The 21,196-nt window shown below is 70.7% G+C and carries 22 protein-coding genes; 7 read left to right on the top strand and 15 right to left on the bottom strand.

Annotated elements, in window-relative coordinates; genetic code table 11:
• Window positions 1-19 precede the first annotated feature (19 nt).
• Window positions 20-889, bottom strand: coding sequence for a DUF3014 domain-containing protein (locus tag ACX12L_RS17695; RefSeq protein ID WP_459263770.1), 870 nt, complete (start codon window positions 887-889; stop codon window positions 20-22).
• Window positions 890-1,140: 251 nt separating this feature from the next.
• On the opposite strand from ACX12L_RS17695, the gene ACX12L_RS17690 reads away from it, so the two are divergent.
• Entirely contained in the window at window positions 1,141-1,323 is a 183-nt protein-coding gene (locus ACX12L_RS17690) for a hypothetical protein (RefSeq protein WP_459263769.1), read from the top strand.
• A gap of 49 nt (window positions 1,324-1,372) precedes the next feature.
• Here the strand turns inward: ACX12L_RS17690 and otnI are convergent, their stop codons facing one another.
• From otnI to ACX12L_RS17660, 6 genes are all read right to left on the bottom strand, one after another.
• Window positions 1,373-2,182, bottom strand: coding sequence for a 2-oxo-tetronate isomerase (otnI, locus tag ACX12L_RS17685; RefSeq protein ID WP_459263768.1), 810 nt, complete (start codon window positions 2,180-2,182; stop codon window positions 1,373-1,375).
• A gap of 9 nt (window positions 2,183-2,191) precedes the next feature.
• Window positions 2,192-2,857: a class II aldolase/adducin family protein gene (locus ACX12L_RS17680; protein ID WP_459263767.1), complete on the bottom strand. Its 666-nt coding sequence runs from the start codon at window positions 2,855-2,857 to the stop codon at window positions 2,192-2,194.
• A complete protein-coding gene (gene otnK / locus ACX12L_RS17675; RefSeq protein WP_459263766.1) occupies window positions 2,854-4,116 on the bottom strand; it encodes a 3-oxo-tetronate kinase in 1,263 nt (420 codons plus the stop codon). Before otnK ends, ACX12L_RS17680 begins: the two co-directional genes overlap by 4 nt.
• A 3-nt stretch (window positions 4,117-4,119) precedes the next feature.
• On the bottom strand, window positions 4,120-5,133 hold the full coding sequence (denD, locus tag ACX12L_RS17670) for a D-erythronate dehydrogenase (RefSeq protein ID WP_459263765.1): 1,014 nt from the start codon (window positions 5,131-5,133) through the stop codon (window positions 4,120-4,122).
• Window positions 5,134-5,223: 90 nt separating this feature from the next.
• Window positions 5,224-6,120, bottom strand: coding sequence for an L-threonate dehydrogenase (gene ltnD / locus ACX12L_RS17665; RefSeq protein ID WP_459263764.1), 897 nt, complete (start codon window positions 6,118-6,120; stop codon window positions 5,224-5,226).
• 164 nt (window positions 6,121-6,284) lie between these two features.
• On the bottom strand, window positions 6,285-7,607 hold the full coding sequence (locus ACX12L_RS17660) for an MFS transporter (RefSeq protein ID WP_459263763.1): 1,323 nt from the start codon (window positions 7,605-7,607) through the stop codon (window positions 6,285-6,287).
• Here ACX12L_RS17660 and ACX12L_RS17655 point away from each other — a divergent pair.
• The gene (locus ACX12L_RS17655) at window positions 7,606-7,743 is read left to right on the top strand and encodes a hypothetical protein (protein ID WP_459263762.1); all 138 of its coding nucleotides are present in this window, start codon (window positions 7,606-7,608) and stop codon (window positions 7,741-7,743) included. The two genes, ACX12L_RS17660 and ACX12L_RS17655, sit on opposite strands and share 2 nt — an antisense overlap.
• 16 nt (window positions 7,744-7,759) lie before the next feature.
• Here the strand turns inward: ACX12L_RS17655 and ACX12L_RS17650 are convergent, their stop codons facing one another.
• Both ACX12L_RS17650 and ACX12L_RS17645 read right to left on the bottom strand, forming a co-directional pair.
• Window positions 7,760-8,539 (bottom strand): FadR/GntR family transcriptional regulator, encoded by a 780-nt coding sequence (locus ACX12L_RS17650; protein WP_459263761.1) that lies wholly within the window; start codon window positions 8,537-8,539, stop codon window positions 7,760-7,762.
• A 315-nt stretch (window positions 8,540-8,854) separates the two neighbouring features.
• On the bottom strand, window positions 8,855-9,784 hold the full coding sequence (locus tag ACX12L_RS17645; RefSeq protein WP_459263760.1) for a LysR family transcriptional regulator: 930 nt from the start codon (window positions 9,782-9,784) through the stop codon (window positions 8,855-8,857).
• Between the two features lie 113 nt (window positions 9,785-9,897).
• On the opposite strand from ACX12L_RS17645, the gene ACX12L_RS17640 reads away from it, so the two are divergent.
• Together ACX12L_RS17640 and ACX12L_RS17635 are read left to right on the top strand one after the other, a co-directional pair.
• The gene (locus ACX12L_RS17640; protein ID WP_094436503.1) at window positions 9,898-10,899 is read left to right on the top strand and encodes a tripartite tricarboxylate transporter substrate binding protein; all 1,002 of its coding nucleotides are present in this window, start codon (window positions 9,898-9,900) and stop codon (window positions 10,897-10,899) included.
• An 8-nt stretch (window positions 10,900-10,907) separates the two neighbouring features.
• Window positions 10,908-12,191: an amidase gene (locus tag ACX12L_RS17635; RefSeq protein WP_459263759.1), complete on the top strand. Its 1,284-nt coding sequence runs from the start codon at window positions 10,908-10,910 to the stop codon at window positions 12,189-12,191.
• Between the two features lie 16 nt (window positions 12,192-12,207).
• Here ACX12L_RS17635 and mdeB read toward each other — a convergent pair whose 3' ends face one another.
• On the bottom strand, window positions 12,208-14,850 hold the full coding sequence (mdeB, locus tag ACX12L_RS17630; protein ID WP_459263758.1) for an alpha-ketoglutarate dehydrogenase: 2,643 nt from the start codon (window positions 14,848-14,850) through the stop codon (window positions 12,208-12,210).
• A 102-nt stretch (window positions 14,851-14,952) separates the two neighbouring features.
• Here mdeB and ACX12L_RS17625 point away from each other — a divergent pair, with 102 nt between their 5' ends.
• Entirely contained in the window at window positions 14,953-15,420 is a 468-nt protein-coding gene (locus ACX12L_RS17625; RefSeq protein ID WP_459263757.1) for an Lrp/AsnC family transcriptional regulator, read from the top strand.
• A 15-nt stretch (window positions 15,421-15,435) separates the two neighbouring features.
• Here ACX12L_RS17625 and ACX12L_RS17620 read toward each other — a convergent pair whose 3' ends face one another.
• The 5 genes from ACX12L_RS17620 to ACX12L_RS17600 all read right to left on the bottom strand — a co-directional run bounded on the left by ACX12L_RS17620 (window position 15,436) and on the right by ACX12L_RS17600 (window position 18,565).
• Window positions 15,436-16,269: a DODA-type extradiol aromatic ring-opening family dioxygenase gene (locus ACX12L_RS17620; protein ID WP_459263756.1), complete on the bottom strand. Its 834-nt coding sequence runs from the start codon at window positions 16,267-16,269 to the stop codon at window positions 15,436-15,438.
• 87 nt (window positions 16,270-16,356) lie between these two features.
• A complete protein-coding gene (gene arfB, locus ACX12L_RS17615; RefSeq protein ID WP_459263755.1) occupies window positions 16,357-16,782 on the bottom strand; it encodes an alternative ribosome rescue aminoacyl-tRNA hydrolase ArfB in 426 nt (141 codons plus the stop codon).
• The gene (locus tag ACX12L_RS17610) at window positions 16,779-17,672 is read right to left on the bottom strand and encodes an alpha/beta fold hydrolase (protein ID WP_459263754.1); all 894 of its coding nucleotides are present in this window, start codon (window positions 17,670-17,672) and stop codon (window positions 16,779-16,781) included. The genes arfB and ACX12L_RS17610 overlap by 4 nt, the downstream gene beginning before the upstream one ends.
• On the bottom strand, window positions 17,666-18,115 hold the full coding sequence (gene aroQ, locus ACX12L_RS17605) for a type II 3-dehydroquinate dehydratase (protein ID WP_459263753.1): 450 nt from the start codon (window positions 18,113-18,115) through the stop codon (window positions 17,666-17,668). Before aroQ ends, ACX12L_RS17610 begins: the two co-directional genes overlap by 7 nt.
• A gap of 108 nt (window positions 18,116-18,223) precedes the next feature.
• Entirely contained in the window at window positions 18,224-18,565 is a 342-nt protein-coding gene (locus ACX12L_RS17600) for a hypothetical protein (RefSeq protein ID WP_459263752.1), read from the bottom strand.
• 139 nt (window positions 18,566-18,704) lie between these two features.
• Here ACX12L_RS17600 and ACX12L_RS17595 point away from each other — a divergent pair, with 139 nt between their 5' ends.
• Window positions 18,705-20,516, top strand: a complete 1,812-nt coding sequence (locus ACX12L_RS17595) for a glutamine--tRNA ligase/YqeY domain fusion protein (RefSeq protein WP_459263751.1) — start codon at window positions 18,705-18,707, stop codon at window positions 20,514-20,516.
• Window positions 20,517-20,532: 16 nt separating this feature from the next.
• Complete coding sequence (locus ACX12L_RS17590) at window positions 20,533-21,072, top strand: DUF924 family protein (protein ID WP_459263750.1); 540 nt, start codon at window positions 20,533-20,535, stop codon at window positions 21,070-21,072.
• Window positions 21,073-21,196 lie beyond the last annotated feature (124 nt).

The raw sequence follows: 21,196 nt of genomic DNA, 5'->3' as shown, positions 1-21,196 counted from the left end.
CAGCTATGAATTTTGAACGTCACCGTGCCACATCGCCCGTCGCCACGCGGCGGCGCAGCTCAGCCAGCACGGCCTTCAGGCGGCGGGCGTTCTCCGGCCCCATGCGCACCAGCATCTTCTGGCCGCTGGAAAGCGCCTCCAGCCGCGGATCGGCGAACTCGTAGCGCACCCAGGGGCGTGTGGAAGGCACCTCGCCCGCGACCCTGGTGAGCTGCACCGCGACGGGGCTCGCGGGCTCGGGGGCGGCGCGCAGGTGGTCCAGCACGGCCACCAGCCGGTCGTTGAAATAGCGGCCGGGGTAGCCCAGTTCCTCGTAGGCCGCCTGGAACAGCGGATACAGCCGCGCGTAGAGCTTGACGGCCGCGCCCAGCGGCACGGCCTCGGCGAAGGCGACGAAGGCTTCGTAGCGCGCGGCGTTGGCCGGGGCGATGGCCTGGGTCTGCGCGTCTTCCGGCCCCAGCACGGTGAAGCGGCCCGGCGCGGGCTGCACCGGCCACAGGCGCGCGGGAGCCTGCGCGCGCGGCAGGTTGTCCACCGTGGCCACGGCGCGGCGCACGAAGCCGTCGAGCTGCAGGAACTTGGCGGCCTGCCCGCTGCCCAGCAGCGCGTTCAGCGCCTGGGCCACGTACGCGTCGGAATCGCGCAGCGCGGGCAGGGCCGGCTCGGCGCTCTCCAGCGCATCCACCGGATTCTGCGGGCCCGAAGCCTGCGCCAGGGGTTCCGAGGCGGGCGGCGCGGGCTCCGCCACGACGGGCGGTGCCTGCGGGGCCTGTGCGGGGCGCCACCAGAACCACCACGCCGCCCCGGCGGCGGCCAGCACCACCGCCACGATCCAGGCGGGCGAGGATTCGGAGCGCGGCCGGTACTCGGCGGGATCTCGTTCGGGCATGGGCTGGCTCCTTTCGCGGATGGCTGCGCAGAGACGGTGCGGCCGGAAAAGCGTCCGGCGCCGGATGATCCTACCGCCCGATCCGGCGCGGATCCGGGAGGGCACACGGCGTTACATGGATTACGCCATGGCCCTCGCGGGCTCTTTGATACGGATTTGAATTCAAGCGGATAACTGGGCGGGGCGCCTTGCCGTGCGACAGCACTGTCTGCCGCGCCCCAGCAACGTTATGCGGTTGAAGGCAAATCCGTATGAGCCATTCCTTTCAAGGTTTTTGGGGGGAATGGGCTTTGGGGTTTTTCTGGCAAGCGCGGGTAGCTATCTTTTTTGAATCTTTGTTGTTGATTTTCATGTTGCTGGCCGGGACGAGTCCCGGCCAGCAACATGAAAACCAGCTACCTAGACCAAAAAAGATAGCTACCTGCGCCTGCTAGACAAGCGCTAAAGCCAAATTTCACCCAAAGGCCTTGAAAGGAATGCGCCTTACAGCCATCCGCGCGCCCAGCCCAGGCCCGCGGTGGTGCCACCGGGCATCGCGCCGCGCTGCGGCAGGTACTCGCAGCCCACCCAGCCCTGCCAGCCGCACTGCGCGGCCACCTCGTCGATGACCGAGAACAGGTAGGGGTGGTTGAGCTCGCCGATGTCGGGCTCGTGCCGCTCGGGCACGCCCGCGATCTGGAAGTGGCCGACGCGGCCCGTGGGCAGGTACTGGCGGATCTTCATGGCCACGTCGCCCTCGACGATCTGGCAGTGGTACAGGTCGAACTGCACCTGCAGGTTGGGCGCGCCCACGGCCTGCACGATGGCGTGCGCGTCGTCCTGGCGGTTGAGGAAGAAGCCGGGGATGTTGCGCGTGTTGATGGGCTCGATGAGCACGTTGCGCCCGGCCTGCGCGGCCTGCTCCGCCGCCCAGCGCAGGTTGTCGGTGTAGAGCGGGCGCAAGGCCTCGCGCGTCTGGCCCGCGGGCACGAGGCCGGCCATCACGTGGATGCGCGGGCAGTCGAGCGCGGCGGCGTAGTCCAGCGCGCGCGCGAAGCCTTCGCGGAACTCGGCCTCGCGCCCGGGCAGGCAGGCCAGGCCGCGCTCGCCCGCGGCCCAGTCGCCGGGGGGCGCGTTGAACAGCACCTGCGCGAGGCCGTTGTCCTTCAGGCGCCGGGCGATCTCGGCGGCGGGAAATTCGTAGGGGAACAGGTATTCGACGCCCTTGAAACCGTCCGCGGCGGCGGCGGCGAAGCGGTCGAGGAAGGCATGCTCGCCATAGAGCATGGAGAGGTTGGCGGCAAAGCGGGGCATGTGGGTTCCTTACCAGCGCGCGCCGAAGGCGGCGCGCAGTTCGTCGATCTGCGCCGCGTCCAGCGCGGCGGGCTTGGGGGAGGACAGCAGCCACAGGCGCGCCGTTTCCTCCAGTTCCTCCAGCGTCGCCATCGCGGCGGCGGGGGTGTCATGCCAGACGTTGGGGCCCAGGCGCTCCAACATCACGGCGCGCAGCGGCGTGCCTTGCGCGCCGTAGCGCGCGATGGCCTGGGCCACGGCCTCGGCCGCCTCGGGCGCGCCGGGGCGGTAGTAGGGGATCACGGGCACGTGGCCGACTTTCATCACGAAGTACGGCGTGATGGCGGGCAGCAGTTCGCCCTCCGCAGGCTGCAGCGTGAGGGCCACGCAGTGCGTGCCGTGCGTGTGGATGACGCAGGCGGTCTGCGCGTCGAACGCGCGCGCGGCGGCGTAGATGCGCGCGTGCAGCGCGATGGTCTTGCTCGCGCGGTCGCCGCTCACCTGCCGGCCCTGCGCGTCCAGGCGCGCGAGGCGCGCGGGGTCAAGGAAGCCCAGGCAGGCGTCGGTGGGCGTGATGAGAAAGCCGCCGTCATCGAGCCGCACGCTGATGTTGCCGGCCGTGGCGTGCGCGTAGCCGCGCTCGAACAGGCTGCGGCCCACGCGGCAGATCTCCTCGCGCGCCTGTGCCTCGGTCATGCGAGCACCTCGAACGCGCGCGTGAAGAAATCGTCGCCGCCGAAATTTCCGGATTTGAGCGTGATGTGCAGGCCGGCGCCGAGCGCCTGCGCATGGCACCATGGCACCCCCGGGTCGATCTGCGGGCCGATCTGCATCTGCGTGATGCCCAGCGCCTGCACACAGGCGCCCGAGGTCTCGCCGCCCGCCACCACGAGCTGGCGCACGCCGCGCTCGACCAAACCACGCGCGATGGCCGCGATGGTGCGCTCCACCATCGCGCCCGCCTCTTCCGCGCCCAGGCGCGACTGCACGGATTTCACCGCGCCGCTGTCGGCCGTGGAATAGACGAGCACGGGGCCGCGCGCGAGCAGCGGCGTGGCCCAGGCGAGCGCCTCGGCCACCACGTCGGCGCCATCGGCGATGCGCAGCGGGTCGATGGCGAGCGCCGCGCCGCCGCGCGCGATGAAGTCCTGCACCTGCCGGTTGGTCGCCAGCGAGCAGCTGCCCGACACCACGGCGCGCAGGCCGCTCCCGAAGGGCAGCACGCTCGCCGCGGGCGACGGCGCGAAGCCGAAGTTGGCCGGCAGCGCGATCGCCACGCCCGAGCCCGCCGTGACCAGCGGCAGCGCCGCGAGCGCGGGGCCCATGCGCAGCAGGTCGTCGTTGGAGACGGCATCGACGATGGCGATGGCGACGCCCTCGGCCCTGAGCCGCGCGATGCGCTCGGTGACGGCTGCGGCGCCGCGCGCGACCACCGCGTGGTCGATCAGGCCCACCTTGCGCCGGCACTGCGCCTGCATCACGCGCACGAGGTTGGGGTCCGCCATGGGCGTGAGCGGGTGGTTCTGCATGCCGCTCTCGCTCAGCAGCACGTCGCCCACGAACAGGTAGCCCTTGAACACGGTGCGCTTGTTGTCGGGGAAGGCCGGGGTGGCGATGGTGAATTCGGTGCCCAGCGCGTCCATCAGCGCCTCGGTCACGGGGCCGATGTTGCCGGCCGGGGTGCTGTCGAAGGTGGAGCAGTACTTGAAGTAGATCTGGTGCGCGCCCTGTCCCTGCAGCCAGCGCAGCGCGGCGAGCGACTGCGCCACGGCCTCGTCAACGGGGTTGGTGCGCGACTTGAGCGCGACGACGACGGCATCCACGTCCGCCGCCAGCGGGCCCTCCGGCACGCCGATGGCCTGCACCACGCGCATGCCCGCGCGCACGAGGTTGTTGGCGAGGTCGGTGGCGCCCGTGAAGTCGTCGGCGATGCAGCCCAGCAGCAGCTTGCCCATGGCTCAGCCCTTCACCGCGAGCTTGACGGCCTGCGGGTTCTCGCGCACGTAGTCGCGCAGGATGGCCTCGAAGCTCTCGTCAGCCGCCAGGCCCAGGGCCTGGGCGCGCTTCGGGTTGAAGCGGCTGGGCCAGCCCGTGATGATCCTGGCGATCTGCGCATCGGGCTCCCAGTCGATCAGCGCCGTGGCCTCCTTGCCGGCCACGCGCTCCAGGGCCTGGGCCATCTCGCCCACGGTGGTGGTGATGGGGGGCAGGTTGACGGCGGTGCGCGCGCCCCACTCGGCAGCGCTGGCAGTCGATGCGCGGATGATGCCGCGCACCGTGTTGCCGGGCGACGAGAGCGCCACGGCCGTTTCGGGCGCCACGGGGCAGCGCGCGCGCTCGCCGGCCAGCGGCTCGCGCAGCATGCCCGAGAGGAAGCTGGAGGCCGCGCCGTTCGGGCGGCCGGGGCGCACGCTCACCGTCATCAGGCGCACGTTGCGGCCCTGCACGAAGCCCTTGCGCGTGCAGTCGGCCACGAGCTGCTCGCCGATGAACTTCTGGATGCCGTAGCTGTTCTGCGGCGTGGGCAGCGTGGTGTCCTCGATCACGTCGGGCAGGCGCTGCTCGGGCGAATCGCCGAACACCGCGACCGAGCTGGAGAACACGAACACCGGCGCGTGGCCGGCGCGGCGGCAGCCTTCGAGCAGCTGGCGCGTGGCGTCGAGGTTGCTGCGCATGCCGAGGTCGAAGTCGGCCTCGCACTCGCCGCTGACCGCCGCCGCGAGGTGGAACACGGCCTGCACCTCGGCCAGCGGCAGCGCACCCGCGGCGAGCTGCTCGACCAGGTCGCCCTGCAGCGATTGCACGCGCGCGTCGGCGGCCAGGTCTGCGGGCGGCGCCACGCGGTCGACCAGTACCACGCGCTGGATGGGCTGCGCGGGCGCGCCGGCCAGTGCCAGACTGCCTTGGGCCAGCAGCGTGCGCGCCAAGCGCGCGCCGAGGAAACCGCTGCCGCCGGTGATGAGGATGTTCATGGGAGGGGTCCTTGTGTGTGGAGTTACAAGCCAGATCGGGCTCTAGCGCTTGTGTATCAAGCGCGAGCAGCTATGGAAACAGGAGTTTTCCTAGGGCAGCGTGATGCCGGGGAAGATCTTGATGACGGCACTGTCGTCCTCGCGCGCGAAGCCCGCGGTGGAGGCCTGCATGAACATCTGGTGCGCGGTGGACGAGAGCGGCAGCGGAAACTTGCTCGCGCGCGCCACGTCCAGCACCAGCCCCAGGTCCTTCACGAAGATGTCCACGGCCGACAGTGCGCGATAGTCGCCGGCCAGCACGTGGGCCATGCGGTTCTCGAACATCCAGCTGTTGCCCGCGCTGTGCGTGATCACCTCGTAGAGCGCCGCGGGGTCCACGCCCTCGCGCAGGCCCAGCGCCATGGCCTCGGCCGCGGCGGCGATGTGCACGCCGGCCAGCAATTGGTTGATGATCTTGACCTTGCTGCCCGCGCCCGCCTTGTCGCCCAGGCGGTAGACCTTGGCGGCCATGGCGTCGAGCACGCCGCCCGCGCGCGCATAGGCCTCGGGCGTGCCGGCGGTCATCATGGTGATCTGGCCGCTCGCGGCCTTGGCGGCGCCGCCGGAAATCGGCGCGTCCAGGTACAGGATGCCCAGCCTGGCCAGGCGCGATTCCAGCGCCACCGACCAGTTGGGATCGACGGTGGAGCACATCACGAACAGGCTGCCGGGCCGCATGCCGGCGGCCACGCCATCGTCGCCGAACAGCACGCTTTCGGTCTGCGCGGCGTTGACGACCACCGAGACCACCACGTCGCAGCGCGCGCCCAGCTCGGCCAGCGTCTCGCAGGCCGTGCCGCCGTCCCTGGCGAAGTCCTGGGCCACCTCGCGCCGCAGGTCGAACACGTGGGGCGCGTGGCCCGCGCGGCGCAGCGACTGCGCCATGCCCAGGCCCATGGCGCCCAGGCCCACGAGGCCGACGGTAGATTGCGATGCGCTGCTGCTCATAAGTTCCCTTTCAGTTGCTCATTGCGCCACCCATGAAACTGGCGCACTGCCTAAGCGAAGGCCGCCGCGCAAGGGCCGCCCCGCCGCGCTGGCGGCGTCCCCCTTCCCGGCGAAGCCGAGAGAAGGGGGAAGCGGCGCAGCCGCTCAGGGGGTTGTTTCTCACTCTAGCGGTTGACGAGTTTCCTGGGCACCAGCCAGACGCCGATGGCGCCCAGCACCAGCACGGCCGAGAGCACGTACATGCCGATCTGCGTGCTGCCGGTCAGGTCCTTGAGGTAGCCGATCAGGTAGGGGCTCGCGAACCCCGCAAGGTTACCCACGGAATTGATGGCCGCAATGCCCGCCGCCGCGGCCGTGCCCGACAGGAAGGCCGTGGGCAGCGACCAGAACAGCGGCGCGCAGGTCAGCACGCCGGCGGCCGCCAGCGACAGGAAGGCCAGCGCCACCACCGTGTTCTGCGTGTACGAGGCCGCCATGGTGAAGCCCACCGCGCCCATCAGCGAGGGCACGATCAGGTGCCAGCGGCGCTCGCGGCGCGTGTCGGCGCTGCGGCCGAAGAAGTTCATGGCGACGATGGCGCAGAGGAAGGGAATCGCGCTCAGGAGCCCGATGTGGAAGTTGCCCTGCACGCCCGTGGCCTTGACCAGCGTGGGCATCCAGAAGGTCAGCGCGTACTGGCCCATGACGAAGGCGAAGTAGATCAGCGCCATCCACCACACGCGCATGTCGCGGAACACGCCCGCCACCGAATGCGGGCCCTGCGCTCCGCCCTGGGCGTGGTCGGCCTCGATTTCGCGCTCCAGCAGCGCCTTTTCCTCAGCGGTGAGCCAGCGGGCCTTCTGGATTCCGTTGTCCAGGTACAGCAGCACCATGATGCCGACCAGCACCGCGGGCACGGCCTCGATCAGGAACATCCACTGCCAGCCCTGCAGCGAGGACGCGCCGTGGAACGCGTCCATGATCCAGCCCGACAGCGGGTTGCCGAAGATGCCCGCCACGGGAATGGCCGACATGAACACGGCGATGATGCGCGCGCGCCGGTGCGCCGGGTACCAGTAGGTCAGGTAGAGGATCACGCCGGGGTAGAAGCCCGCCTCGGCCACGCCCAGCAGGAAGCGCAGGACGTAGAAGCCGGTGGGCGACTCCACGAACATGAAGCAGCCCGACAGGATGCCCCAGGTGATCATGATGCGCGCGATCCACATGCGCGCGCCCACACGGTGCAGCAGCAGGTTGCTGGGCACCTCGAACAGGAAATAGCCCAGGAAGAAGATGCCGGCGCCCAGGCCGAACACCGTCTCGCTGAAGCCCAGGTCCTGCGCCATCTGGAGCTTGGCGAAGCCCACGTTGACGCGGTCGAGGTACGCGACCACATAGCAGAGCATGAGGAAGGGCACGAGGCGCCAGAACACCTTGCCGTAGGCCCGCTTTTCGAGCGCGCCCTCGGCGCCGGCCGCCGCAAGCACGGCGGAAACAGAAGAAGACATGAGCGTTGATTCCCGGATCGAAATGACGGCGCAGGAGCGCGAAAGGCCCTGTCCGCGGGTGCCATCCTTGCTGGGCGAAGGATTAATTCATCAGGTCATCATACAAATTATGGGATTCCATGCCGATAAGGGTTAACCCTGACGATGAGGAATCAGCGCTGGCGCGTGGCGCGCCCTTCGACCAGCGGCTGCGCGAGCCGCGCGCCCTCCTGCCGCCAGAACGCAGGGTCGGCCTGCCCGATGCGGCGGATGGCGTTGTCCATGTGCGCCTTGGCCGCCTCGCGCGCGGCCACGGGATCGCCAGCCTCGATGGCCTGGACGATGCGCTCATGCTCGCGCGCGACCTCGCGCGCGAAATCGTCGCGCCGCGCCTCGTTGGCCCGCGTGACGCGGATCGCGCCCTGCAGCAAGCCGTGCAGGTACTGCAGCGTGCCGATCAGGAACGGGTTGTGGGCCGACTCGGCCACCGCGAGGTGGAAGGCCAGGTCCTGCTCGGCCCCGCCCTGCCCCGCGGCCACGGCCTCGTCCAGCGCGCCGATGGCCGCGCGGATGCGCTCCAGGTCCTGCGGCGTGCGCCGCTCGGCGGCCAGCGCGGCGACTTCGGATTCGAGCGGCCGGCGCAGCTCGGCCATCTGGACCACCGCATCGCGCGAGGCCAGGTGCGCCGCCTCGAAGCGCAGCGGCTCGGCGCCGGCCGCGCGCACGTACACGCCGCTGCCCTGCCGCGAATCCACCATGCCCAGCGACTTGAGCCGCGACACCGCCTCGCGCACCACCGTGCGGCTCACGGCGAACTGCGTGGCCAGCACCGCCTCGGTCGGCAGCCGCGCGCCGGGCGCCAGCCGGCCGCCGCGGATCTCTGCCTCCAGGGCATCGGCCACCTGGTCGGCAAGGCGGGCGCCGGAGGCGACGGGCTGGAACTGCAGGGTCATCGTGTGGTTCGTTCTGGTGGCGTGGCCCGCCACTCTAACGTCTGAGAGCCTGTTCAATATCTTTTCATGGTGCCCGTTGCCCCGAAAAGGCAGTGGATGCAAGGCGCAAACCGCAGCCGGGCTGGTGGCCCGGCGAGGATTTGCAACGCCGCAGACGCTGCCTTTTCGGGACAACCCTTCGGGCAAGGCAGCAAAAAGCCGCACTCGTCGTTGCGCACCTTGTCCAGGCCGCCAGCATGGCCTGCGGCGCGCGCCTCGATTGCGGCTTTTTGCTGCCTTGCGGGCACCATGAAAAGATATTGAACAGGCTCTGAGTCAACCCCTGGCATCCATACCCGACCTTTCGTCCGGCGGTACCGCGTCGGACAGGCAGCCCAGGAACCGCTGCACCACCGGGTTGTAGTTGTCCGCGGCCCAGACGCAGGAAAGCACCGCATCCAGGGGCGCACAGCCCTCAGGCAGCGCCAGTTCCCGCCACTCGATGCGCCCCGCCACCCCTTGCACGGCGGACGCGGGGGCGAGCGCCGCGCCCATGCCCGCCTCCACCAGGGCAAGCAGGGTCGGCAGCAGGCTGCGGTGCTGCACGCTGGGGCGCACCCGCGCGCCGGCAAGCACCTTTTCCTCCAGTTCATGGAAATAGCGCGCGCCCTGTATCTCATAACCCACCCAGGGCAGCCCCTGCAGGAGCCGGACCGGCACGCGCCGATGCGCCGCGAGCGGGTGCCCCAGCGGCAGGACCAGCACCATCGGGTCGTGGGTGATCACCCGCGACATCAGGTCAGCGCTCTCCATGGAGGAGGAAAACCGCAGCATCGCCACGTCCAGGCGGCCGCTGCGCACCTCCTGCACCAGCAGGTCGGACGTGAGCTGCCGCAGCTCCAGCACCACGTCGGGGCATGCCTGCCGAAAAGCGTGCAGCACCTTGGGCAGCACGCGGTAGACCGTGCTGTGGGTGAACCCCAGCGTGAGCACGCCCTCGTCGCCCACGGCATGGCGCCGGACGGAGTGCAGCGCGGCGCCCGCCTCGGCCAGCAGCAGGTGGGCGCGCTCCAGCATCAGGCGGCCCGCGGGGGTGAGCTGCACCGAGCGCGTGGTGCGCACCAGCAGCGGCGCCCCGACCTCTTCCTCGAACTGGCGGATCTGCTGGCTCAGCGGCGGCTGGCTGATGTGCAGCCGCTGCGCGGCCTTGCCGAAATGCAGTTCCTCGGCCACCGCGATGAAGGCCAGCAGGTTGCGGGAGAGCATCATTATTTCAAATTACGTCCTAATTGTTCGTTAATTTTATATTGGACATATCAGTTGGACGGCCATAGCCTTCGGCAAGCAACGTCGCCCATCCACTCATCCCTCACACAGCCATGCCCCTGCCCCGCTCCACCCATCGCCGCGCCCTGCTCGCGTCCGCCATCCTCGCCCTGGCCGCCACGGCCGCTCCGGCACACGCGCAGGCGCCTGCGCCGGCAGACTACCCCGCCAAGCCCGTCACCATGGTGGTGCCCTTCGCCGCCGGCAGCGTGACCGACCTGCTGGCGCGCATCGTGGCCCAGCGCCTGGGCGATGCGCTGGGGCAGCCCGTGGTCGTGGACAACAGGGCCGGGGCCGACGGCAACATCGGCGCCGCATACGCCGCCGCGGCGGCGCCCGACGGCTACACCTTGATGATGGGCGCGGCCAGCACCAACGCCATCAACCCCAGCCTGCACAAGAACCTGAAGTTCAACGCCATCAAGGACTTCGCGCCCATCACCAACGTCGCGTCCATGCCCAACGTGCTGGTCGTGGGGCCGCAGGTGACGGCGCGCAGCGTCAAGGACTTCATCCAGGCCGCGAAGACGGAGAAATACAGCTTCGCCTCCAGCGGCGCGGGCGGCAGCATGCATCTGTCGGGCGAGCTGTTCAAGAGCATGGCCCAGATCCCCGACTTCCTGCACATCCCCTACAAGGGCGGCAGCGCTCCCGTCACCGACGTGATGGGCGGGCGGGTCAGCGCCATGTTCTGCAACCTGCCGCTGTGCCTGCCGCATATCCGGGCGGGCAAGCTCCAGGCTCTCGGCGTGACTTCCGCCAGGCGCACGCCGCTGCTGCCCGAGGTGCCGACCATCGCGGAGAGCGGCGTGCCCGGCTACGAGGTGGAAGGCTGGTTCGGCCTCTTCGCCCCCGCGGGCGTGCCGCGGCCCATCATCCAGCGGCTGAACCACGAGGTGGTGCGCATCCTGCAGGACCCCAAGGTCAAGGAATCGCTGCTGGCCCAGGGGGCCGAGCCCATCGGCGACAGCCCCGAGGCGTTCGCGGCCTTCGTGAAGAAGGAGCACGACCGCTGGGCCAAGACCATCCGCGAAGCAGGCATCGCCCCGCAATGAGCGCGCCCATGGAGTCGCCGAACCGCCTGTCGGTCCTGCAGGCCCTGCGCGCCATGGAGGAAGGCAGCCTCACGAGCGAGGCGCTCACGCAGGCATGCCTGGAGCGCATCGAGGAACGCAACGGCCAGGTGCAGGCCTTCACCGCCATGGACGCCGGCTGGGCGCTGGCGCAGGCGCGCGCCGCGGACCGCGCCGGCGCCGCGCCGCTGCGGGGCATTCCGTTCGCCGTGAAGGACGTGCTGGACACCCGGCACCTGGCCACCGCCTACGGCTCGCCCATCTACGCCGGCCACCGGCCCGCGGTCGATGCGGCCTGCGTGGCGCGGGTGCGGGAGTTCGGCGGGCTGGTCCTCGGCAAGGCGGCCACGAGCGAGTTCGCCACGCAGACGCCGAGCAGCACGCGCAACCCGCTCGACCTAGAGCACACGCCCGGCGGCTCGTCCAGCGGCTCGGCCGCGGCCGTGGCCGACTTCATGGCGCCCGTGGCCTTCGGCACGCAGACCACGGCCTCCACGGTGCGGCCCGCGTCCTATTGCGGCATCGTGGGCTACAAGCCGACCTTCGGCTTTCTCAACACGGCCGGCCTCAAGCCCTTGAGCCCGTCGCAGGACACCATCACGCTGCTGGCGAGAACGGTGCAGGACGCGGCGCTGTGCGCCTTCGGCCTGCACGGCATGCGCGTGCAGGCCGGCCCGCTGGAGCGCCCCCGGCTCGCGGTGTGCCAGTCGTCGCAATGGGATGCCGTCCGCCCCGAGATGGCCGAGGCCATCGAGCGCATCGCCGCCGCGGCGCAGCGCGCGGGCGCCACCGTCCGGCGCATGCGGCTGCCGGCCGCGCTGGAGCCGCTGATCGGGATGCAGGGCCGGCTCTTCGCCTTCGAGGCGCGCCAGTCCCTGGCATACGAGCGGCAGCACCATGCGGCGCTGTTCAGCCCGCGGCTACAGGCGCGCCTGGCGGGCGGCGAAGGCATCGACGCCGCGCAATACCTCGCCATGCGCCAGCGCGCCCTGGCCGGGCGCCAGGCCCTGGCGGGCCTGTTTGGCGACGTGGACGCGATCCTGTACCCGCCCGCGCAGGGCGAGGCGGACGAAGGCATCGCCGATTCGGGCTCCGCGCAGTTCGGCGCGCTCTGGAGCCTGATGCACGTGCCCTGCGTCTGCGTGCCCATCGCCCGGGGGCCGCGCGGCCTGCCCATGGGGGTGCAGGCGATCGGCGCCTACGGTGACGATCTGCGCACCCTGCAGGCGGCGGCCTTTATCCACCACGTGGCGCAGCAGGCCGCGCTGGCATGACGGCCCCCGCCGGCGATCAGGATGCGAGCGCCTCCCGCGCCGCCTGCGCGATGCGCGCCGCATCCACGCCGAAGAAGCCTCGCAGCGCGGCGCGCGTGTCGCTGCGCCCGAAGCCGTCGGTGCCCAGGGTGCGGTAGCGCCGGCCCTCGGGCAGGTAGGCGCGCACGCTCTCGGGCACGGCGCGCACGTAGTCGGTGGCGGCGACGATGGGGCCGTGCGTGCCGGCCAGCACCCGGGCGATCCACGGCGTGCCGCCGCCCTGCTCGCAGGCCATGCCGTCGCGCGCCAGCTCGCTCCAGCTCGTGACGCTGACCACGGTGGCGGCGATGCCCTCGGCGGCCAGCAGGGCGGCGGCCCGGGCGGCCTCGGTGAGGATGGCGCCGGAGCCCAGCAAGGTCACCTGTTTTTCAGATGAAATCGGGCCCCCAGGCTTGTCCAGCAAGCGCTGGCAGCTATCCATAACATAGCACCCGCGCAGCACACCCTCGTGCGCCGCGGCGGGCAGGTCGGGCTGGGCGTAGTTCTCGTTCATGAGCGTGACGTAATAGAACACGTCCTTCTGCTCCACCATCATCTCGCGCATGCCCGCGTCCAGGATCACGGCCAGCTCGCCCGCATGGGCCGGGTCGTAGGCCTTGCAGTTGGGGATGGTGGCCGCCACCAGGTGGCTGCTGCCGTCCTGGTGCTGCAGGCCCTCGCCGCCCAGCGTGGTGCGCCCCGACGTGGCGCCCAGCAGGAAGCCCCGCGCGCGCTGGTCGGCGGCGGCCCAGATCGCGTCGCCCACGCGCTGAAAGCCGAACATGGAGTAGTAGATGTAGAACGGCAGCATGGCCAGGCCGTGCACGCTGTAGCTCGTCGCCGCCGCCGTCCAGCTCGCGATGGCGCCGGCCTCGCTGATGCCCTCTTCCAGGATCTGGCCGTCCAGCGCCTCGCGGTACGAGAGCACCGAGCCGATGTCCTCCGGCGCGTACTGCTGGCCTACGCTGCTGTAGATGCCCACCTGCTTGAACAGGTTGGCCATGCCGAAGGTGCGCGCCTCGTCGGCCACGATGGGCACGATGCGCGGGCCCAGCGTGGCGTCCTTGAGCAGCGCGCCCAGCATGCGCACGAAGGCCATGGTGGTGCTCATCTCCTTGCCATCGGCCGCCAGCGCGAACTGCGCGTATTGCTGCAGCGGCGGCACGGGCAGGGTTTCGCAGCGGCTCTCGCGCCGGGGCAGGTAGCCGCCCAGGCGCTTGCGCCGCGCCTGCAGGTACTGCATCTCGGGGCTGTCGGCTGCGGGTTTGAGGAAGGCCAGGCCCGTGGCCTGCGCGTCGGTGAGCGGCAGGTTGAAGCGGTTGCGGAACTCGATGAGGTCCGTCTCGTCCAGCTTCTTCTGGCTGTGCGTGGTCATCTTGCCCTGGCCGGCCTGGCCCATGCCGTAGCCCTTCTTGGTGTGGGCCAGGATCACCGTGGGCTGGCCCCGGTGGGCGGCGGCCGCGGCGTAGGCGGCGTGGATCTTCACCAGGTCGTGGCCGCCGCGCTTCAAGCGGTCGATCTGCTCGTCGGTCAGGCCCTGGGCCAGCGCGGCGAGTTCGGGGGTCTGGCCGAAGAAGTGGTCGCGGTTGAAGCGCCCGTCCTTGGCGGCGAAGGTCTGCATCTGGCCGTCCACGGTGTCGCCCAGCGTGCGCACCAGGGTGCCGGTCAGGTCCCGGGCGAACAGCCCGTCCCAGTCGCTGCCCCACAGGAGCTTGATGACGTTCCAGCCGCTGCCGGTGAACAGGCGCTCGAGCTCGTCGACGATGCGGCCGTTGCCGCGCACCGGGCCGTCCAGGCGCTGCAGGTTGCAGTTGACCACCCAGACCAGGTTGTCCAGGCCCTCGCGCGCGGCCAGCGTCAGGGCACTGGTGCTCTCGGGCTCGTCCATCTCCCCGTCGCCGAACACGCCCCAAACCTTGCGGCCCGCGCAGTCCAGCAGGCCCCGGTCGGTCAGGAAGTGCATGAAACGCGCGTGGTAGATGCTGCTGATGGGCCCTATGCCCATGGAGCCGGTCGGGAACTGCCAGAAGTCCGGCATCAGCCAGGGGTGGGGGTAGCTGCACAGGCCGCGCGCGCCCTGGCCGGGCGCGGTGATCTCCTGGCGGAAATGCAGCAGGTCCTGCTCGGACAGGCGCCCCTCCAGAAAGGCGCGGGCATAGACGCCGGGCGCGCTGTGCGGCTGGAAGAACACCAGGTCGCCCCGGTGCTGGCCGGGCTCCAGGCCCTCGCGGGCATGGAAGAAATGGTTGAAGCCCACCTCGAACAGATCGGCCGCGCTCGCGTAGCTGGCGATATGGCCGCCCAGCTCGCCATAGGCTTGGTTGGCGCGCACCACCATGGCCAGCGCGTTCCAGCGCATCAGCGACGCCAGCCGCTCCTCGATCGCAAGGTCGCCCGGGAACACCGGCTGCGCCTGCGCGGCGATGGTGTTGACGTAGGGGCTGTTCAGGTCCGGCCGCCAGCCCACCTGGCCCGCATGGGCGGCGCGCGCCAGCTCGTCCAGCACGAAGCGGGCGCGCTGCGGGCCCTGCGTGGCCACCAGCGCCGCGAAGGCATCGCGCCACTCGGCGGTTTCCTGGGGGTCGGTATCCACCGCGGTGCCGGCGGTGGACGGGGTGGAGGGAGGTGTGCATGCGTTCATGCCCGCCACTGTATTCCGGCGCCGGTAAAACAGGGTGCCGATTTGCAGGCCGTGGCGAATATCTGCAGCACAATCTGCCGACTTCCGAATCAACAACAGCACATGAAGCTCGACACTACCGATCTGCGCATACTCGCCGAACTGCAGGCCGACGGCTCGCTCTCGAACGTGGAGCTCGCGCGGCGCGTGCACCTGTCGCCCTCGCCCTGCCTGGCGCGCGTGAAGGCGCTGGAGGCGGCGGGCGTCATCCAGCGCTACGTGGCGCTGGCCAACCCGGGGGCGCTGGGGCTGGGGCTCAACGTGTTCATCAGCATCAGCCTCAAGAGCCAGAGCAAGGAGGCGCTGGCCGCGTTCGAGCAGCGCATCGCCGAGCACGACCCGGTGATGGAGTGCTACCTGATGACGGGCGACAGCGACTACCTGATCCGCGTGGCGCTGCCCGACATCGCCGCGCTGGAGCGCTTCATCCTGGAGCAGCTCACGCCCATCCCGGGCATCGAGAAGATCCGCACCAGCTTCACGCTCAAGCAGGTGCGCTACAAGACCGCCCTGCCCCTGCCCAAGGCATAGCGCGGCTGCCCGGCGTCACTCCAGCGCGAACGCATCCATGGCCAGCACCCCGTACATCACCTCGCGGCTCAGGTACTGCACCCGGGCGCCCTCGGCCGCGGCGCCCAGCGCGAAGAACAGCGGGAGGAAATGCTCCTCGGTGGGATGGGCGCGCCGGGCGTGCGGCGCCCGGGCGCGGTAGTCCAGCAGCGCGGCGAGGTCGCCGCGCTCGACCTGTCGCTCGATCCAGCGGCTGAACTCCAGCACATAGGGCGCGGCCTCGTCATGGACGCCGCCGAAGAACTCGGCCAGGTTGTGCGTCATGCTGCCCGAGCCCACGACCAGCACGCCCTGCGCGCGCAGGCCGCGCAGGGCCGCCCCCATGGCATGCACCTGGGCCGGGCCGGCGCCCGCGGGCAGCGCCACCTGCACGACCGGCAGGCCGGCCTGCGGAAACAGGTGCATGAGCGGCACCCAGGCGCCGTGGTCGAAGGGGCGCGCCGCGTCGCCCTGCGCGGCGATGCCGGCCTGCCGCAGCAGGTCCAGCACCTGCCGGGCCAGGGCCGGATCGCCCGCGGCCGGGTATTGCAGCGTGTAGAGCGCGGGCGGAAAGCCGCCGAAGTCGTGCCAGGTGGCGGGCCGCGCGCCGGTCATGACGGTGGCGCTGCGCGCCATCCAGTGCGGCGACATGACGACCACGCCGCGCAGGCCGGGGTGGCTGCGCCCGAGCCCGGCGGCCCAGTGCGCGAGCGCCGGGCCGGTGCTGCCGGGTTCGAGCGCGAACAGCGGCGCGCCATGCGAGACGAACAGCGCGGGCAGCGCGCCGGGGCCGGCCGCCGTGGAGGAGGAAGGGAGGGTGTCGGTGGTCATGGTCAGGCCATCATGTGGGTGCGGCCGGGGCAATGCCAAGGGCCATGCATGGGATGGTGCGTTCCATCCGCCGCACCCGTGCGGGCGTCAATCCATCGCGGCCGGGCGGCCGCGCAGCGCCTTGATGCCCGCGCGCCGGCTCTTGGATTCCCGCCGCCGCTGCTGCGACCCCCGCGTGGGCCGCGTGGCGCGGCGCACGCGCGGCGGCCGGGCCACGCTGTCCACCAGGGCCTGCAGGCGGGCCAGCGCGTCCAGACGGTTGGCCTCCTGCGTGCGGTACTGCTGGGCCTTGATGACGAGCACGCCCTGCTGCGTGATGCGGCTGTCGCGCAGGGCCAGCAGGCGCTGCTTCACGTCGCCGGGCAGCGACGAGGCCGCGATGTCGAAGCGCAGGTGCACGGCGCTCGACACCTTGTTCACGTTCTGCCCGCCCGCGCCCTGGGCGCGCATGGCGGTCAGCTCCACCTCGGCGGGGTCCACCCGCAGGGCCGGCGGGCAATGGCGTCCGGTCACTCGCCGGCGCCCGCGCGCAGCGCCGCCAGCAGCGCCTGCATGAAGGCCTGCGGGCGCTCGAACTGCACCCAGTGGCCCGCGTCATCGATGAGCGCCAGGCCGCGGAAATCGGGCGCGGCGGCGGCGTAGGCGCCCTCCAGCGCGCCTATCCACTCCTTGTAGAGCGCGTCGCTGCGGCCATAGATGGCATGCACGGGGCAATCGACCCGCGACAACGCGCGCGCCAGCGCATCGGTGTACGCCAGGCGGCGGCGCGGCATGCGGTCGCGCACCACGTTGGCCACGTGCAGGCCCAGCGCCAGGCCGTCCAGGGCGTCGATCAGGGCCTCGTCCTCGAGCATGAGCGCGGCCAGGTTGTAGCGGTGCGCCGCGATCTGGGCGGCCTCGGGCAGGTGGCGCCAGGCCTTGAGCGCGACCTGCCGCTGCGGCACCACGCCCATGGCCGGAGCGCCCACCACCACCAGCTGGCGCGCCAGCTCGGGGTGGGCCGCCAGCAGCAGGCCGGCCGTCAGTCCGCCGAACGAGAAGCCCACCAGGTCGCACTGGCGCGGGCCGAACAGCGCGCGCAGGCCCTCGGCCATCGGCCCGGCCAGGGCGTCGGCGTCCCCGCCCGAGGCGGGCGAGGCCGAATCGCCGAAACCCGGCAGGTCGGGGATCCACAGCTCGCGCCCCGCGTCCACCAGGCCGGCGATGTTGCGCACCCAGTGCGTCCAGCTGCCGCTGCCGCCATGCAGCAGCACCAGCGGCGGCACGCCGTCGCGCGGCGTGCCCCAGGTGTGCCAGACCATGTCGCCGGCACCGCAGGGCGTGGTCTCGCGCCTGGCCTGCCGCTCCAGGGCCAGCACCTGGGCGGGCACGGGCAGCGTGGCGAGCGCCCGCGCCGTCACCATTGCGCCACCCCGGCGATGGCCAGCGCGTAGCCCTGCACGCCGAAGCCGCACATCACGGCGCGCGCGGCGCCGGCCAGGTAGGAGCGGTGGCGGAAGTTCTCGCGCGCGTGCACGTTGCTGATGTGCAGTTCCACCAGCGGCACGCCCGTGCCCTTGACGGCGTCGAGCAGCGCCACGCTGGTGTGCGTATAGGCCGCGGCGTTGAGCACCACGCCGGCCAGCTTGCCCTCGGCGTGCAGCCGGCCCGCCTCGTGGATCCAGTCCACGAGGGCGCCCTCATGGTTGCTCTGGCGGAACACCAGCGAAAGGCCATGGCGCGCGCAGGCCGCCGCGCAGATCTGCTCCACGTCGGCCAGGGTCTGGGAGCCATAGACCTGCGGCTCGCGCGTGCCCAGCAGGTTGAGATTGGGGCCGTTGAGAACGTAGACGGTTTTGGTGGTCATGAAGTGCAATCCGGGCGGGATCTGACCCGCAGCCCTTCATTATGCGGGGCGGCCACCATGCAAAAGCGGCCCCGCAGGGCCGCTCGTCTCGGCAATCCGCCAAGTGCCTCAGCGCCAATCGCGACGGCCGTGGTGATGATGGTGGCGGTGGCCGCCCCAGCCGCGTTGGTAGTAGCCCACGGGCGGCACGTACACCACGGGAGGCGGCGGCGCGTAGTACACGGGGCGCGGCGGCGCATAGACCACCGGAGGCGGCGCGTAGTACACGGGCGGGGGCGGTGCGTAGTACACCGGGGCGGCATTGCCCACCCCCAGGGCCACGCCGGGGGCGCCCACGCCGACGGACCAGTACACGTCACTGCGCGCCTGCGCAGCGCCAGCGCCCGTCATCAAGGCCAGGGCCACGCCGGCCGATGCGGCGGCGGCAAACCAAGAGCGACGTTGGGTCATGATGAAAATCTCCTTTGACTGCGAGGCCTGCTCTCAACGCGCCAGACCGGCGACAGGTTGGCATGGATCGGCATCCATGTTGTTTCCGAACGTTGCCGCCAGGGCCTGTCCAGGCCCTGGCGCGGCCTAGAATCCGGGCATGAGCACCCCAGTCCACAACGACAGCACGGATACCGTCAAACCCAGCAACTTCCTGCGCCAGATCATAGAAGCCGACCTGGCCCAGGGCACGCATGCACGCAACCGCTGGGCCGGCAGCCCCGGCGACGCGGCCCACCAGGGCGCCGGCCCGGCAGACCCCGCGAAAATCCGCACGCGCTTCCCGCCCGAGCCCAACGGCTACCTGCACGTGGGCCACGCCAAGAGCATCTGCCTGAACTTCGGCCTGGCGCGCGATTACGGCGGCGTGTGCCACCTGCGCTTCGACGACACCAACCCCGAGAAGGAAGACCAGGAATACGTGGACGGCATCATCGACGCCGTGCACTGGCTCGGCTTCGACTGGAAGGACCCGGACGGCCACGAGAACCTGTACTACGCCAGCAGCTACTTCGGCTTCATGTACCGCGCGGCCGAGTACCTCATCGAGACCGGCCACGCCTACGTGGACGAGCAGACGCCCGAGGAGATGCGCGCGAACCGCGGCGATTTCGGCAGGCCCGGCGTGGACAGCCCCTACCGCAGCCGCACGCCGGCCGAGAACCTGGCGCGCTTTCGCGAGATGAAGGGCGGCAAGCTGCCCGACGGCGCCGCCGTGCTGCGCGCGAAGATCGACATGGCGTCGCCCAACATCAACCTGCGCGACCCGGCCATCTACCGCATCAAGCACGCCGAGCACCACAACACCGGCAATGCGTGGTGCATCTATCCCATGTACACCTTCGCGCACCCGGTCGAGGACGCGCTGGAGTGCATCACCCACAGCATCTGCACGCTGGAGTTCGAGGACCAGCGCCCGTTCTACGACTGGCTGCTCGACCGCCTGGCCGAGGGCGGCCTGATCGCCACGCCGCAGCCGCGCCAGTACGAGTTCGCGCGGCTCAACCTGACCTACGTGGTCACCAGCAAGCGCAAGCTCAGGCACCTGGTGGACAACGGCATCGTGAGCGGCTGGGACGACCCGCGCATGCCCACCATCGTGGGCCTGCGCCGGCGCGGCTACACGCCCGAATCCATACAGATGTTCTGCGAGCGCATCGGCGTGACCAAGGACTACAGCTGGATCGACTACGCCACGCTGGAAGGCTGCCTGCGCGAGGACCTGGAGGCCAAGGCGCACCGCGCCATGGTGGCGCTCGACCCGCTCAGGCTGGAGCTGACCAACTGGGCCGAGGTGTTCGGCAGCGCGGACCACCTGGAGCCCTGCAGCCTGCCCGCCCTGCCGCATTCCCACGATGGGGCGCACGAAGGCGCGCCCGAGCGCCGCTTCACGCTGGGCCGCGAGGTCTGGATCGAGCGCGAGGACTTCGAGGAGGTGCCGCCCAAGGGCTACAAGCGCCTGTTCCCTGGCAACAGGGTGCGCCTCAAGGGCGGCTACGTGATCGAATGCACGGGCTGCGAGAAGGATGCCGAAGGCCGCGTGGCCAAGGTGCTGGCCACCGTGGTGCCGGACACCAAGAGCGGCACGCCCGGCGCCGACAGCGTCAAGGTCAAGGCCGCCATCACCTGGGTGGGCGTGCAGGACGGCCTGCAGGCCGAGGTGCGGCTGTACGACCGCCTGTTCACCGATGCCCAGCCCGACGCGGGCGGCAAGGACTTCCTGGCGCTGCTCAACCCGGACAGCCTCAAGGTGGTGAACGCCTACGTGGAGCCCTCGCTGGCCGCCGCCCGGCCCGACGAGAAGTTCCAGTTCGAGCGCTTCGGCTACTTCGTGGCCGACCGCAAGGACCACGCGCCCGGCAGGCCCGTGTTCAACCGCATCACGGGGCTCAAGGACAGTTGGGGCAAATGAACCTGCGCCTTCGCACATGACGCCCGAATCCATCCTGCACTTCTGGTTCGAGGAACTGGCCCCCGCGCAGCAGTTCGCCAAGGACGCTGCGCTGGACGCCGCCATCGCCCAACGCTTCGGCGCCACGCTGCAGGCCGCCGCGGGCGGCGAGCTGTCCGGCTGGCGCCAAAGCGCCCGGGGGCGCCTGGCGGAGATCGTGGTGCTGGACCAGTTCTCGCGCAACGTATACCGCGACACGCCGCGCGCCTTCGGGCAGGACGGCATGGCGCTGGTGCTGGCGCAGGAACTCGTGGCCAGCGGGCAGGCCGGCGCCCTGCCGCCCGCGCAGCGTGCCTTTGCCTACATGCCCTACATGCACAGCGAATCCCGCGTGGTGCAGGCGCAGTCGGTGCGGCTTTTCGCCGAGCCAGGGCTGGAGGGCAACCTGCCGTTCGCGCTGCAGCACCGGGCCATCATCGAGCGCTTCGGCCGCTACCCGCACCGCAACGCCATCCTGGGGCGCGAGTCCAGCGACGAGGAACTGGCGTTCCTGCGCGAGCCCGGCTCCTCGTTCTAAGAGCCTGTTTGCGATCTTCCGACCTCAGACAATAGGGGTGTGAAAAGAAAGCAATACCCGAGCGACATCAGCCGAGAGAAGTTTGCCGAGATAGAGCTGTTACTGCGCAGCGTCAGGCGCACGA

This window comes from Alicycliphilus sp. T452 (assembly GCF_054512775.1).
The sequence above is the reverse complement of the archived record's forward strand: the minus strand, read 5'-3'. Positions and strand labels throughout refer to the sequence as shown.

Bases quoted from the DNA above. Each gene is read 5' to 3' on its own strand.
- ACX12L_RS17695 (WP_459263770.1), bottom strand. From the start codon at position 889: ATGCCCGAACGAGATCCCGCCGAGTACCGGCCGCGCTCCGAATCCTCG.
- ACX12L_RS17690 (WP_459263769.1), top strand. From the start codon at position 1,141: ATGAGCCATTCCTTTCAAGGTTTTTGGGGGGAATGGGCTTTGGGGTTT.
- otnI (WP_459263768.1), bottom strand. From the start codon at position 2,182: ATGCCCCGCTTTGCCGCCAACCTCTCCATGCTCTATGGCGAGCATGCC.
- ACX12L_RS17680 (WP_459263767.1), bottom strand. From the start codon at position 2,857: ATGACCGAGGCACAGGCGCGCGAGGAGATCTGCCGCGTGGGCCGCAGC.
- otnK (WP_459263766.1), bottom strand. From the start codon at position 4,116: ATGGGCAAGCTGCTGCTGGGCTGCATCGCCGACGACTTCACGGGCGCC.
- denD (WP_459263765.1), bottom strand. From the start codon at position 5,133: ATGAACATCCTCATCACCGGCGGCAGCGGTTTCCTCGGCGCGCGCTTG.
- ltnD (WP_459263764.1), bottom strand. From the start codon at position 6,120: ATGAGCAGCAGCGCATCGCAATCTACCGTCGGCCTCGTGGGCCTGGGC.
- ACX12L_RS17655 (WP_459263762.1), top strand. From the start codon at position 7,606: ATGAGCGTTGATTCCCGGATCGAAATGACGGCGCAGGAGCGCGAAAGG.
- ACX12L_RS17660 (WP_459263763.1), bottom strand. From the start codon at position 7,607: ATGTCTTCTTCTGTTTCCGCCGTGCTTGCGGCGGCCGGCGCCGAGGGC.
- ACX12L_RS17650 (WP_459263761.1), bottom strand. From the start codon at position 8,539: ATGACCCTGCAGTTCCAGCCCGTCGCCTCCGGCGCCCGCCTTGCCGAC.
- ACX12L_RS17645 (WP_459263760.1), bottom strand. From the start codon at position 9,784: ATGCTCTCCCGCAACCTGCTGGCCTTCATCGCGGTGGCCGAGGAACTG.
- ACX12L_RS17640 (WP_094436503.1), top strand. From the start codon at position 9,898: ATGCCCCTGCCCCGCTCCACCCATCGCCGCGCCCTGCTCGCGTCCGCC.
- ACX12L_RS17635 (WP_459263759.1), top strand. From the start codon at position 10,908: ATGGAGTCGCCGAACCGCCTGTCGGTCCTGCAGGCCCTGCGCGCCATG.
- mdeB (WP_459263758.1), bottom strand. From the start codon at position 14,850: ATGAACGCATGCACACCTCCCTCCACCCCGTCCACCGCCGGCACCGCG.
- ACX12L_RS17625 (WP_459263757.1), top strand. From the start codon at position 14,953: ATGAAGCTCGACACTACCGATCTGCGCATACTCGCCGAACTGCAGGCC.
- ACX12L_RS17620 (WP_459263756.1), bottom strand. From the start codon at position 16,269: ATGACCACCGACACCCTCCCTTCCTCCTCCACGGCGGCCGGCCCCGGC.
- ACX12L_RS17610 (WP_459263754.1), bottom strand. From the start codon at position 17,672: ATGGTGACGGCGCGGGCGCTCGCCACGCTGCCCGTGCCCGCCCAGGTG.
- aroQ (WP_459263753.1), bottom strand. From the start codon at position 18,115: ATGACCACCAAAACCGTCTACGTTCTCAACGGCCCCAATCTCAACCTG.
- ACX12L_RS17600 (WP_459263752.1), bottom strand. From the start codon at position 18,565: ATGACCCAACGTCGCTCTTGGTTTGCCGCCGCCGCATCGGCCGGCGTG.
- ACX12L_RS17595 (WP_459263751.1), top strand. From the start codon at position 18,705: ATGAGCACCCCAGTCCACAACGACAGCACGGATACCGTCAAACCCAGC.
- ACX12L_RS17590 (WP_459263750.1), top strand. From the start codon at position 20,533: ATGACGCCCGAATCCATCCTGCACTTCTGGTTCGAGGAACTGGCCCCC.